At 44.3% G+C, this 12589-nt stretch carries 11 protein-coding genes and 1 riboswitch; of the genes, 3 read left to right on the top strand and 8 right to left on the bottom strand.

Annotated elements, in window-relative coordinates:
• Positions 1 to 71: 71 nt before the first annotated feature.
• Both AC0YOD_RS02785 and AC0YOD_RS02780 read right to left on the bottom strand, forming a co-directional pair.
• Positions 72 to 1682, bottom strand: coding sequence for a response regulator transcription factor (locus AC0YOD_RS02785; protein ID WP_475797711.1), 1611 nt, complete (start codon positions 1680 to 1682; stop codon positions 72 to 74).
• A 2-nt stretch (positions 1683 to 1684) separates the two neighbouring features.
• Entirely contained in the window at positions 1685 to 3475 is a 1791-nt protein-coding gene (locus tag AC0YOD_RS02780; RefSeq protein ID WP_475797710.1) for a cache domain-containing sensor histidine kinase, read from the bottom strand.
• Between the two features lie 181 nt (positions 3476 to 3656).
• Here AC0YOD_RS02780 and AC0YOD_RS02775 point away from each other — a divergent pair, with 181 nt between their 5' ends.
• From AC0YOD_RS02775 to AC0YOD_RS02765, 3 genes are all read left to right on the top strand, one after another.
• Positions 3657 to 4559, top strand: coding sequence for a helix-turn-helix domain-containing protein (locus AC0YOD_RS02775; protein ID WP_475797709.1), 903 nt, complete (start codon positions 3657 to 3659; stop codon positions 4557 to 4559).
• A gap of 157 nt (positions 4560 to 4716) precedes the next feature.
• Positions 4717 to 6492 carry a glycoside hydrolase family 35 protein gene (locus AC0YOD_RS02770; RefSeq protein ID WP_475797708.1) on the top strand — a complete coding sequence of 592 codons (1776 nt, stop codon included), beginning with the start codon at positions 4717 to 4719 and terminating at the stop codon, positions 6490 to 6492.
• 125 nt (positions 6493 to 6617) lie between these two features.
• The gene (locus AC0YOD_RS02765; protein WP_475798350.1) at positions 6618 to 7226 is read left to right on the top strand and encodes a nucleotidyltransferase family protein; all 609 of its coding nucleotides are present in this window, start codon (positions 6618 to 6620) and stop codon (positions 7224 to 7226) included.
• A 125-nt stretch (positions 7227 to 7351) separates the two neighbouring features.
• On the opposite strand, the gene AC0YOD_RS02760 is transcribed toward AC0YOD_RS02765, so the two are convergent.
• The 6 genes from AC0YOD_RS02760 to AC0YOD_RS02735 all read right to left on the bottom strand — a co-directional run bounded on the left by AC0YOD_RS02760 (position 7352) and on the right by AC0YOD_RS02735 (position 12209).
• Complete coding sequence (locus AC0YOD_RS02760) at positions 7352 to 8131, bottom strand: glucosaminidase domain-containing protein (protein ID WP_475797707.1); 780 nt, start codon at positions 8129 to 8131, stop codon at positions 7352 to 7354.
• A gap of 193 nt (positions 8132 to 8324) precedes the next feature.
• Positions 8325 to 9134, bottom strand: a complete 810-nt coding sequence (locus tag AC0YOD_RS02755) for a TatD family hydrolase (RefSeq protein WP_475797706.1) — start codon at positions 9132 to 9134, stop codon at positions 8325 to 8327.
• Positions 9135 to 9137: 3 nt separating this feature from the next.
• Positions 9138 to 9935: an ABC transporter ATP-binding protein gene (locus tag AC0YOD_RS02750; protein ID WP_475797705.1), complete on the bottom strand. Its 798-nt coding sequence runs from the start codon at positions 9933 to 9935 to the stop codon at positions 9138 to 9140.
• 143 nt (positions 9936 to 10078) lie between these two features.
• Positions 10079 to 10858: an ABC transporter permease gene (locus tag AC0YOD_RS02745; protein ID WP_475797704.1), complete on the bottom strand. Its 780-nt coding sequence runs from the start codon at positions 10856 to 10858 to the stop codon at positions 10079 to 10081.
• On the bottom strand, positions 10848 to 11150 hold the full coding sequence (locus AC0YOD_RS02740) for a thiamine-binding protein (RefSeq protein WP_475797703.1): 303 nt from the start codon (positions 11148 to 11150) through the stop codon (positions 10848 to 10850). The genes AC0YOD_RS02745 and AC0YOD_RS02740 overlap by 11 nt, the downstream gene beginning before the upstream one ends.
• A gap of 60 nt (positions 11151 to 11210) precedes the next feature.
• The gene (locus AC0YOD_RS02735; protein ID WP_475798349.1) at positions 11211 to 12209 is read right to left on the bottom strand and encodes an ABC transporter substrate-binding protein; all 999 of its coding nucleotides are present in this window, start codon (positions 12207 to 12209) and stop codon (positions 11211 to 11213) included.
• 222 nt (positions 12210 to 12431) lie between these two features.
• A riboswitch (TPP riboswitch) is annotated at positions 12432 to 12544 on the bottom strand.
• Positions 12545 to 12589 lie beyond the last annotated feature (45 nt).

The following is a 12589-nucleotide window of genomic DNA, read 5'->3' as shown; positions in this document are numbered from 1 at the left end:
TCCGTTTGTCTGTTTTCTTTATTATCATAACGATTATCGATCTGGCTTCACATGAACGTATTTTACATCTGCTATAGATTATTTTGACTATTTCGATATTCAGTTGGACTCACCTTATAGTATTTTCTAAACAAGCGATGAAAATAAAAGGGATCCTCTATGCCTACCAGCGCAGCGATATCCTTCACTTTCAACTTTGGCTCCTTCATCAGCAGCAGCGCCTTCTCCATTCGAATATCATTCAAATAATTCACAATGCTTTTTCCCGTCTCAGCCTTGAATAACCGGCTCAAATAGCTCTCATTCAAGCAAACCTCCGCTGCGAGATCACCCAATGAAAGCTTCTGATTTGTTTTTGTTCGCATCATTTTGATAATCGTCTGTATTTCTTGCCGGTATCCAAGCTCACGGTAATCCAAATCACTTTCAGAGGACTTAACGATAACCTCCAAAAAGCTTTTTTGCAGCTCCCCCAGCGTTGCCGCTGAATTAATTTTTCTATGGATCTCGCTTATATCGTTTAAATCATCATTTTCTTTGTCTATGCCTCGCGTCGCAAACAAATCAAGAAGTGTCCGTGCTGTTTGCTTCAAGCTGGCTGGCGGCGCCACAGCATGGCGTGCTTCCTCACACATCGCAGTAAACAATGTCTCGAAACCAAAAAAATCCAACCGCTCTAATTTATCCTGTGCTTCTGTAATAATTTTCAAGTATCTATTCTCCATAAAGCTCTCAGATAAATGGGGCAACTGCGTATCGAGCACATATTGCTCTGACTCGTAAAATAGTTTTCGTTTTGCGGTTTTGCAAGCCATATAAGCGGTATGCAGCTGCTCCCAGCCTCTATACGGCTCACTTACGATGTACGTCAGTTTCACATTCAAGTACATCAATAGATTCTTTTGAATCATTTGAACCAGATTATTTCTGTTTGTTAATGATTTATTCTTTTCTTCTAAAGGGATAATGAGCATTAGGTTTTGATTTTGAATCGACACAGTCTCAGAATCCTCCCAGTCGCTTAACAGTTCAAACGCGATATTCTGGATCGAAAATAGAAGAAGCTGCTTATCCGTAATTTTTCCTGTTTTTGCTCCCTCTTGATCAAGAAGGATATGGATGCAAAAAAATGATCCGGAAGCACAATGGATTTGATAGTTTTCCATTTCATGAAGAAATCGCTCTTTAGGAATCATCCCATTCGCTGGCTCAAGTAGCATTTTCTCCAGAAACTGATTACGTTTCATCATCTCGAACTTTTTCAAGGAAATACTCTTATGTAAATCTACCTCTGTTTCATTTCGCAATTTGCGAATCTCAGCTGCTGCGTTTTTCAAAGATTCCTGCAGATGCTCACCCGTCATGGTCACTTTCAAAATATAATCGAAAGCACCAAGCTTCATTGCTTCTTTAACCAGCTCAAAATCATCATAGTTGCTTAGCACAATAATTTTCCCACGATAACCCTGATCCCCAAGCGAGCGAATAAGTGAAAGTCCATCCATACGCGGCATTTTCAAATCTGTAATCACGATGTCCGGCTTCAGCTCATTAATAAGCTTTAGCGCAGCCACTCCATCCTCGGCACCACCAAGAAACGTATAGCCATGCTCTTCCCAGTTCATGATCATTTTAAAACCAATGCGCACAATCTTCTCATCATCAACAACGATTACTCTCATGACTAAATCTCCTCGGGCTCTTCTTTGCTGAGCGGTATTATCATTTTCACTTCTGTGCCAATTCCTTCTTGGCTTGTAATATCCAGACCATACTCTTCTCCGTAATGAAGCTTAATTCGCTCTTGTACATTGCTGATTCCAATACCGGATAATTGACGCTCAAATTTCATTTCTACTGACAGCATATCCTTTATTTGCTCTTCATTCATGCCTCTGCCATTATCCCTTATCAGAATCGTTAGAAAACCATCCCTTTGCTTAGCAATAATCCAAATCCTTTTCTGCTCATCCACCGTCTCTATACCTTCCAGTCCATGAAGCAGAGCATTTTCAACAATAGGCTGCAATAAAAACTTCAAAATATGCGCCTTCATAATGTCGGGTTCAATCTCATATTCCATCTCGAAGGAATCACTGTAGCGTATTTTTTGGATAACAATATAATCTTTAATATTTTGAATTTCCTCTTGCATCGTCACATAGGGCTGTTTTTTCATAATCGTATTGCGGAGCAGGTTCGAAAGAGCGCCAATCCCAACACTTACACTCTCCGCTTGGCTTAGGACGGCCGTCCACTTCAATGAGTTTAACGTATTAAATAAAAAATGAGGATTAATTTGCGCCTGCAGCATTTTCAGCTCTGCATCTCGCTTTAAGGTCTCCGCATTTTCTGTTTGATGAATTAATTCCTGAATCCTTCTTAGCATCGTATTAAAATGTCTGGACAGCATTGAAATTTCATCTCGATAGGGATCATCATTATACGATTCCAAATTCCCGCTTGATACGTTGTCCATACTCTTAATCAATTTATAGACAGGCTGTGAGATACTCCGGGTTATATAAGTGCTCAGTATAATACTGATGAAAATACTCAGAACCGCTACAAACGCCATTTTCTGCTTGATTGCACTGGTCTCACTGTACAAATACGAATGCGGAATCATACTGACAAGATAAAAGGAGCTGTTGGTATTATAAACATAGGAGATAAGCTGCTTTGATTTTTGATAGGTGAATGGGAAGCTATACTGCTCCTTGCTCTGATAGGCCTTGATCCCCTCGATAAGACGATCATCAGAGAACGGCTCGCCCGAGGGATGAGAGGAGGAAGCACCTGACACGACCACGCCCAAATCATCAAGAATAAACAATTCAGTCCCCGTGCCCATATCGACATCCGCCAGCATATCCTTAGAAAATGTCGCTTCATCAAGCGAGATGAATATGTATCCAAGCGTTTTGCTCCATTGATTTTTATCAATAATGCTTTTTACGAGTAAAATACAGTTCTTCCCTTGCTGTGTTCGAACATGGGTCCATTTTTCCATAATCCCTTCCGTCTTAACGTCATTGAATATCCGTCCAACCTCCGTATCGGACAAGTGTCCATAGCCAAAGTCATAGATGGACTCTCCAGTCGTAGTTACAATTCGAATGTTATTAACATGATTCAGCATTTCGAATTTCCCTGCCAACTGATCACTAATATTCAAGCTAGCCTGTCGTTTTTCATCTGAATTCATGTCCTTAAAATGCAGCAAGCTATTTTGCGTCGTTTGGCTCATCGTAATTTCATTGGCGAGTTGTACGAACACCGTTCCCTCATCCGTAAAGGCTCGGCCCAGCCTCTTCATAATTTCTGCTGAATATGTGCTCGTCTTGGAGCGAATTCCCTCCGTTGCCTCCTCATAGGTCACATACCCAAATATCGTAAGAGGAACGATAGAGATAACTAGAAACATCCACACCAACCGTTTGTAAATTTTAGTATTTCGAATTAATTTATCCATAGAAAACGACGGACTCCCTTCTTTCAAACTGTATCTACTCTATTCTTTCCTTTAAATCCTGTAAAGTACTGTCCCACTCGACTCCAGTATTTTAATAAGCTTAACTTCCCTCTCCTGCCGACCACAGACCATTTGTGCTACAATCTAAAAAGCACTCATACTTGGAAGGATGACCTAGTCCATGGAATTTCCTAGAACCCTGTTAACCAAAACAATCTCAATTGATAAGCTCATATCCTTTCATTATTTCGAATATGCGAAGGGCTATGCATTCCAGGGCGAACAGCATGACTTTTGGGAGTTTCTTTATGTGGATCGAGGAAATGTAGAGGTTCAAGCTGATGACCGAATACTAGAGTTGCAGCAAGGACATATTGTATTTCACAAACCCGATGAGTTTCACACTGTTAGAGTGCTGGAACATCATAAACCACCTAATCTTATCGTCATATCCTTTGAATGCTCCTCTTTTGCAATGAACTATTTTCAGAACAAAGTAATCGCACTGACCGATCGAGATCGAAATCTGCTCTCATCCATCCTAACGGAAGGCTTCCATGCTTTTAACCCGCCTTTCAACGATCCTTCCATTCATGCGCTGATAAGAAATCCAGATGCACCCTTTGGCAGTGAACAAGCGATCAGCAGCTATTTGGAGATTTTCTTAATTAATCTTGTTCGAGCAGCTGCCAGCCATAACCATTCACAGGTCCCAGCCAAGCTCTCCTCCGTCCAGAAGGAAACGGCCGATAAGCAGCTTGTGGAGCAGATCGTGGACTTTATGAGGCAAAATATTAAAGGCTCCCTTTCCTTAGATGGGCTATGCAAGGAATTTCATTTAGGAAAAACGCGATTGAAGGAGCTCTTTCAATCCCAATTGCAATCCAGTGTTCTGGAATACTTTAAACTGATCAAGCTGGAAGAAGCCAAATCATTAATTCGTGAAAAAAAATACAACCTGACAGAAATCGGTGCTCAGCTTGGCTATGCCAGCATTCACTATTTCTCCAGAGATTTTAAAAGATCAACAGGCATGTCGCCTTCCGAGTATGCCAAGACAGTCAAAGCACGCTCTCAAGACTAGTCTATTCATATAGCCGACTCCTCCTATTAAAGTCGTTTCATACCTTTAAAATGACCCTTTATGCAAATTTAACGGCTTTTCTGATAAATTCTACGGTTCACTCATCACGTATAATTATCAATTGAAACTAAACATACGAATCGAGGCGATTGTCTAAATGGCTACTTTTACGACTGAGGGCACATCCTTTATGTATAATGGGAAACCGCTTCAAATCATTTCTGGGTCCATTCATTATTTTCGTGTAGTTCCAGAATATTGGGAAGATCGACTATTGAAGCTGAAAGCTTGCGGCTTTAACACAGTAGAAACGTATATAGCTTGGAATATTCATGAGCCAAAAGAAGGCGAATTTCAATTCAGTGGAATTGCCGATATTACTCGTTTTATTACACTGGCTGCCGAAATTGGTCTTCATGTCATCGTTCGTCCAAGTCCATATATTTGTGCAGAATGGGAATTTGGCGGCTTGCCTTCATGGCTGCTCAAAGAGCCGAATATGCAACTTCGTTGCTTCGATCGCCCATTCTTAGACAAGGTAGACGCTTATTTCGACGTATTGCTTCCTATGCTGAAGCCGTTCCTCTGCACCAATGGCGGTCCAATTATTGCGATGCAGGTTGAGAACGAATACGGCAGCTACGGCAATGATACACAATATTTGGAATACCTTAAGCAAGGCATGCTGGATCGTGGAATGGATGTACTGCTATTCACATCTGACGGCCCTGAGGATCATATGCTTCAAGGCGGGTCGATTCCAGGCGTTCTTGCCACTGTCAATTTCGGCTCACGTCCGGAGGAAGCTTTCGATAAGCTTCGTGAATACCAGCCTGACAAGCCTTTAATGTGTATGGAATATTGGAATGGCTGGTTTGACCACTGGGGAGAAGAGCATCATGTTCGCGGGTTTGATGATGTAGCTGATGTACTTGAGCGTATTTTGAGCTCTGGCGCTTCCGTTAATTTTTATATGTTCCTCGGCGGGACAAACTTCGGATTTTATAACGGAGCTAACTTCTTTAATCAATACGAGCCGACCGTCACCAGCTATGACTATCATGCCTTATTGAATGAGTCTGGTGATATTACGGATAAATATTTGGCTATGAAGGCTATCATTTCGAAGTATACAGAGATTCCAGATATAACGGTTGAACCCGCTTCTCCCAAGAAAGATTATGGCCGTATAGAAATGACCGAACAAGCTCATCTGCTAAGCTCACTCGACCAATTGAGTACACCTGTTCAAAGAACGACGCCTGAATCGATGGAGCAGCTTGGACAAGACTATGGCTTTATTCACTATTCCACACGGATCAGCGGTCCAAGGCCTTTGAGCAAGCTCGTTCTTCAAGATGTTCATGATCGTGCCCAAATCTTCCTTGACGGTGTTTATCAAGGCGTTATTGAGCGCAACAAGCATGACCTAAAGCTTGAATACGTAGATACGGATATCACATTCGCTATTCCACCGGAGGGCGCTACTTTAGAGATTTTAGTAGAAAACTTGGGCCGCGTAAATTATGGCTGGAAGCTGAGAGATCCGAAGGGAATTACAGAAGGAGTTCGTTTCGAAAGGCAGTTCCTCTATCACTGGAATATCCACACCTTGCCGCTGGATCAATTGGACGGATTGTCCTTCTCAGAGACTCCTCTGGAAACAAAAAATGATTCCGAGCCTACCTTCTATCGCGCGAAATTCCAAGTAGATGAGCTGGCGGATACCTTTATCAACATGCAAGGCTGGACCAAAGGCGTTGTATATATTAACGGTTTCAATCTCGGAAGATACTGGGAAGTCGGCCCGCAGCAAACACTCTATCTTCCCGCTCCACTCCTTCAATTAGGAGAAAATGAGCTGATCATCCTTGAGCTTCATAAGACAAGCGATGCTGCTGTTACATTACAGAACTATCCTGTTTTAGGCTAACTTACAGCTTAAGCAGACCTATGATATTGCTATAATCGACATCCAAACACCTAGCGGTTTGGATGTCATTTTTTTATGTACAGAGATGAGGGTTAGGGTTATTATACGTGTAGATGGGGGGAATTTTGAGAATGAAAGAAAGAGAAGATATTATACAGCTTATACAGCAGGATGAATGGATGATGTCGGTTTTGAGAACAGCCCAAGCTTTGCATTTACCAGACTGGTGGGTGTGTGCTGGATTTGTGAGAGGTAAGATCTGGGATGTGCTTCATGGCTACAGCGAGAGGACGCCTACTGCGGATATAGATGTTATTTATTTCGATGAAAGCAATTTAGATGAGGCTGAAGAAAAGAAGTGGGAAGCGCAGCTTAGTAGAATGATGCCGAACCTCCCTTGGTCTGTCAAAAATGAAGCTAGAATGCATCTCATTGACAATGCGTTGCCTTATTCCTCCTGCACAGATGCGATGTCCAAGTTTCCAGAAACAGCCACCGCACTTGGACTTTCTCTCGATGATAAGCAGCAGCTTGTTTTCACCGCTCCTTGCGGCATTGACGATGTTCTTAACTTGCGGATTAAGCCAACGCCCTTTTTCGCGAAGTCGGAAGACAAAATGAAAGAATATGAAGCTCGTTTAAGAAAGAAAAATTGGATAGCCCTCTGGCCAAAGCTCCAGATTGAGTCCCTATCTGAGAGTACGAGTACGGACGCTCTCAATGAGAGAGTTTGATTAGCAATATCCTGTTTCCGTCCGGGTCGTAAAAACGAGCCCTAGAAGTCATTCCAAGGCTCGCTTTTATTGAAATATACAACCGAATGAATGGATACTCTGTGCAGTAATAATATACACATCGTCTAAGTTTTTTCTAATAAAACTGCTCTAGCTGCTGAATCCCAGCTTACGTGAAGTCCCAGCTCAGCAGCAAGATCACGTATTTGCACATATCCCGTCGCTTCAGACTTCATGGATGGAAGCTCTTTGCCGTTAACGGTTACGTTTGTGCCCGTCCAATCTATTTTCGCACCAAATGCCTCACCCAAAGCTCTTGCTGGAACCCAAGTGAACCCATTCAGCAGATATCCACTCGATATGACCTCAGCGTTATAGAGAATAACAATTGGCTCCGAATCCTTAAGCTTCTCAGGCTGCTGCACATGCTTGTTTGCCAGTACATCGTATTTTGCTAATCCATATTGTTTTATTATGGATTTTAATTTTGACGCATACGTCGGATCAGTCGCATATCCTGATGCCTGCAGGGCATCCGCTTGTTGTTCTGGCGTCTGTGCTTTACGGACCCGCTCATAACGCGCATTATTGAACAACAAATCAGCATCCTTATAATAATGATACACACTCTTATAGGCACGAAAAGCTGCTCTCATACTTACATTGCGACCATCAATATATTCCCATGTTCCTTTAACAACAGCTTCACCCTGCCAGTAAGCATTTGTCTGGCCGCTGCCGACCTTAATGCCGCCTAAGTTGTTCCACGGATGAATAACCCCGCCGGTCTCTAGCAAATTTTGCGCTAGTCGTACGGAAGGAAATAGCTTTGAACCCTCTTGCGTTACACGTATAACCGTTGGCGCCAATGTCGCAAAAAATTGATCTCTTGTCAAAGCTGCCATCTCTTGACTCCTTTCTCCCGCCTTTTGTGAATGATGCCTCCCAATGATATGGAATAACCATGCGGTCCTTATCTTCTTATGCAGAGACAACCTCAGTCGCAATGGACAAAGCGGCAGGAAAGAATACCATTTCAATAAAATAGGAGCCGTTTCATAGGATCGATCATAGATCGCATGAAACGGCTCCTTTCTTCTATTCTATTCTGTAAAATCTTTGCGTATTGGTTAGCAAGGTTTCCATGACGCGATCAAGGGGCAGCTCTTTTATTCGCGCGATATGCTGCGCTGCAACAGCAGCCATTGCTGGCCGAGTCGTTTCTCCCGCAAAGGGACCTTCGAATGGCCAAGGACCGTCAGTCTCTACCATAAGCAAGTCCAAAGGGTATTGTCTTACGAGACTTTGAATCTCTTCCTCATAAACGACATCAGGCGTGATGGAAACCATATAGCCGCTTGCGGCCATACGCTTGATCGTCTCCTCACTGCCTTTGAACCAGTGGAAATGCGCCTTGCGCACATCATGCTTGGCAAGGATGTCACATGCTTTATCTGCATCCTCATAAACGGCATGCAGCACAATCGGACGATCAGTCTCCGCAGCCAAAGCGGCGAACCTCTCGAGCAGTTTCAGATAAGGCGCCTCATCAAAAGATATGCCCTTTGATTCTAACTCTGTTCTCGTATAAAAAGGCAAACCAACCTCCCCGATTGCGAATGACTCGCCATCAGCATGGCGCGAGAGAATCCACGTGAACAGCTCATCTATCTTTGACTCTGACGGAATACTCTGCTCGGGATGAAAGCCGTAAGCTGGATGCACCCGCTTCCCATAGCGAAGCGCGAGTTCTCGGTTCACAATAGCAGATTGCAAATGCATCGAGACAGCTACCAAGGCTGATACGCCCTCGCTAAAGGCTCTATTCAGCAGCTCATCCCGCTCCTCCGCAGCATATAAATCAACATGAATATGCCCATCTATGTACCCGTTCATTTTACTTGTCATGTGTTAGACTCGCTCCTTCACACCGACCCTCAGCAGCTCGTAAATTCGCTGCTTCCGTTCATTAAACGCCGGATCCGTCCATAACGCTTCGCTGCGCGGCCGCTGAAATGTAACTTTGAATTCATTTAATACGACAGCTGGCGCCGCTGAGAGCACAATGATTCGATCAGACAAAAACAGCGCCTCTTCAATACTATGTGTAACGAGGAGCACCGATCTGCGGTTTTCCTCCCAAATCGACATAAGCCATTGCTGCATATGCAGCCTAGTTAGAGCATCCAGTGCACCGAATGGTTCATCCAGCAGCATCAGTCGCTGCGGTGCCAGCAGCGCACGAAGAAAGGACACTCGCTGCAGCATACCGCCTGATAATACATGCGGGTAGGCAGCTGCATATTCATCCAGCCCTATTCGCTCCAGCCATTCCTTCGTTTTCAGCTTGGCTTCTGCTCGATCAACACCCGAAATCGTGAGCGAAAGCTCAATATTCCCTGCTACGGTGAGCCACGGAAGCAGCGCGGATTGCTGTGGCATATACGAAATATGCCCCCGTTCTCCTGTTGTCTGCTCCCCGTTAATCCAGATTTCGCCTTCCGAAGGCTTCTGCAAGCCGCCAATGATCTGAAACAACGTTGTCTTCCCGCTGCCGGAAGGACCAATTATGGACACAAACTCTCCATCCCCAACCGTAAGCGAGATGCCGCCAAGCACCTCTTTGCTAGAGGAACCTTTACCAAATTGCTTCCGAATTCCCTCCACCCGCAGCGTCTCACTGCGAATATCAGCTATATTCTTGTTCAAGTCTTCATCTCCTAAAGGTTTGCTGAGCAAACCTACTTCGTAAGCATGTGCTTGGTTTGCTGAGCAAACCTACTTCGTAAGCGTGTGCTTGGTTTGCGATGCAAACCTACTTCGTAAGCGTATGCTTGGTTTGCGCTGCAAACCTACTTCGTGTTACGATCACTTGCTGGTTGCCAGCGAATAATGAGCCGTTCTGCCAAGCTGACGATTCCGAACAACGATAAGCTGAAAATGACAATAATAACGACAGCTGCAAATACTCTGTCCGGCATGAATCCTTTGAATGACAGGATCATAAAGGAGCCAAGTCCTTTGTTGGAGCCGATCCATTCTGCTACAATTGCGCTTAGCACGCTATAAGAGGCAGCGATTTTCAAGCCTGAGAATAAATGAACGATGGCATGAGGAAGCTCCAATCGCCAGAACATCTGCCATTTGCTTATACCGATCATTTGTAAATAATTGCGCAGCTGCGCGTCTGGATTCGATAAGCCGCTAAGCATGGCAATAGAAACAGGGAAAAAACATACCATCATGACAAGAATTACCTTCGGCAGTTGTCCGTATCCGAAAAACATGGTCAAAATAGGCGCAATCGCAATAATGGGTACGCTTTGTGTTAATACGATCAATGGGTAAATGGCTCTGCGGACACCCGGAATAAAATGCAGCAAAGCGGCGAGCACAAAGCCCACCGCCGATCCTCCAACAAAACCGAGCAGCGTAAGCTGCACGGTCGCTCCTGTCTGTGTCATAAGCCTTGGCCAAATGGAAATGGCCTCTTGCACGATAGAGAGCGGTGATGGCAGCATCCATTCATCAATACCGCCCCATGTTACTGCCGCTTGCCAGCATGCGAGCACAAGCACCAGCGTAATGGCTGGCGGCCATACTTTAGACCACATGCTAATTCTATTGTCCATCAGGATATTTCTCCAGCAGTCTGCCCATCGAAGCACCTTTTGCCGGATTATAGTATATTTTCACTTGCGAAATAACGGATGGACAGCCCATCTCTGCCATCGCTTCGCTCATCGATTGTACAACGCTCAGCAGATGGCTAAGCTCGCCCTCCATTGTCGTTTCAAGCGGAGCTACGCGATAAGGAACGCCAGCTGCTTTAATAATATCGATAGCACGATCAACGTAAGGAAGAACACTTTCTCCGCCCGGTGTTGTTGGTAGTATTTGAATGCTAACTAAGGCGTTTGCCATTTGAATTCCTTCTTTCCCCTATTTTTTCACAATAATATCTTCTTTTACAACAAACATCTATTACTCCGGTAAAAACTCATTCGTAAATGCCTTTTCTGCTTCAAGCTCCTTCTCAAGCAGCTTGTGCTCAAACATCCAGTTCGCGTAATTTTCCCATACGCTGAGCTTTTGCTCGCCCCAACGCGGCGCATCGTCTGTATATTTTGGACTTAGCCACTTTTGGCTTGCACGCACAAGCTCAGCATTCAGATCAGGCTCAGCCTTGATCAAAATTTCTGCGGCATCCTCTGGATTTTCAATGCTGTATTCGTAGCCTTTAGCCGCAGCAGCTGTGAATGCTTTTACAATTTCCGGTTTCTCTGCAATCAATTTCTCGCTTGTCGCAAGCACGGGTGTATAGTAATCCAGTTTGTCGCTATAATCGGTCAAATAAACCATATTGATTTTTTCGCCGCGCAGCTCGGCTTCAACACCTGTCCACGCATAATAGATCCAAGCAAAATCAATATCTCGCTTAACTGCCGTAAAAAAATCACTTTCTCCCATGCTAATCAAATTCACTTTGCTGACATCCGCATTTTTTTCCTGCATAAGCGATTGAATAACCGCCTCCTCAACCGGAGCTCCCCAGCCGCCATACGTTTTGCCTTCGAACTTCTCCGGTGAATCGATGCCCTTTGCAACCGGTGAAGCGAAACCAGATGTATTGTGCTGAATAACCGCTGCGATAGAAACAAGTGGAACGCCTGCTATGCGAGCCATCGTAATGGATTCCTGGTAGCTTACGCCAAACTCCACTTTGCCCGAAGCAACCATTTGATCCGCGCCGCTTTGTCCAGGTTGAATAATTTCAACATCCAAGCCTTGCTCCTTGAAAAAACCTTTATCTCTAGCGACATAAAGTCCGGTATGATTCGTATTAGGCGTCCAGTCGAGCACGACTGATACCTTCTCGAGTGGCTTGTCAGCCCCACCTTGTTCCTGCTCATTTGTTTTCGGCGCATTATTGTTTGCCCCGCAGCCAGCAAGCGTTAATGCAAGCACTAGCATTGCCGTCATACTTCTCCACGACATTCGTACAGTGTTCCTCTGATTCATGATGTCCTTGTTCCCCTCTCCAAAGCTTCTATTTGTATAAGGTGACGAATCCTCATTAGTATCCGGTTAATGGACTACAATAAAACAAAAAAAGCGTCCTCCCAATCCGGAGGACGCCATAAATTCGGCTGTGCAGCTGTTTCAATCAGCACGTGGGATCACGTTGTGTGATCTTGCATGCTAATAAAACAGAGCTTCTGTCCCTACGCTGGCATTATCCAGATCAGGTTTAACGGGTCGGAATTGTAAAGAAAATCCCCTCTCAGCCGGCCTAACCAGCTCCCCGGAACATATTCGGTTTCGTCAACCACTTAATTGTATAGCAAAAACCGATCAAAAGG

This window comes from Paenibacillus sp. J31P13, from assembly GCF_056269295.1.
The sequence above is the reverse complement of the archived record's forward strand: the minus strand, read 5'-3'. Positions and strand labels throughout refer to the sequence as shown.

What these genes read in the sequence shown, in the direction of transcription:
- AC0YOD_RS02785 (WP_475797711.1), bottom strand. Translation starts at nt 1,682, where the DNA reads ATGAGAGTAATCGTTGTTGATGATGAGAAGATTGTGCGCATTGGTTTT.
- AC0YOD_RS02780 (WP_475797710.1), bottom strand. Translation starts at nt 3,475, where the DNA reads ATGGATAAATTAATTCGAAATACTAAAATTTACAAACGGTTGGTGTGG.
- AC0YOD_RS02775 (WP_475797709.1), top strand. Translation starts at nt 3,657, where the DNA reads ATGGAATTTCCTAGAACCCTGTTAACCAAAACAATCTCAATTGATAAG.
- AC0YOD_RS02770 (WP_475797708.1), top strand. Translation starts at nt 4,717, where the DNA reads ATGGCTACTTTTACGACTGAGGGCACATCCTTTATGTATAATGGGAAA.
- AC0YOD_RS02760 (WP_475797707.1), bottom strand. Translation starts at nt 8,131, where the DNA reads ATGGCAGCTTTGACAAGAGATCAATTTTTTGCGACATTGGCGCCAACG.
- AC0YOD_RS02755 (WP_475797706.1), bottom strand. Translation starts at nt 9,134, where the DNA reads ATGACAAGTAAAATGAACGGGTACATAGATGGGCATATTCATGTTGAT.
- AC0YOD_RS02745 (WP_475797704.1), bottom strand. Translation starts at nt 10,858, where the DNA reads ATGGACAATAGAATTAGCATGTGGTCTAAAGTATGGCCGCCAGCCATT.
- AC0YOD_RS02740 (WP_475797703.1), bottom strand. Translation starts at nt 11,150, where the DNA reads ATGGCAAACGCCTTAGTTAGCATTCAAATACTACCAACAACACCGGGC.
- AC0YOD_RS02735 (WP_475798349.1), bottom strand. Translation starts at nt 12,209, where the DNA reads ATGACGGCAATGCTAGTGCTTGCATTAACGCTTGCTGGCTGCGGGGCA.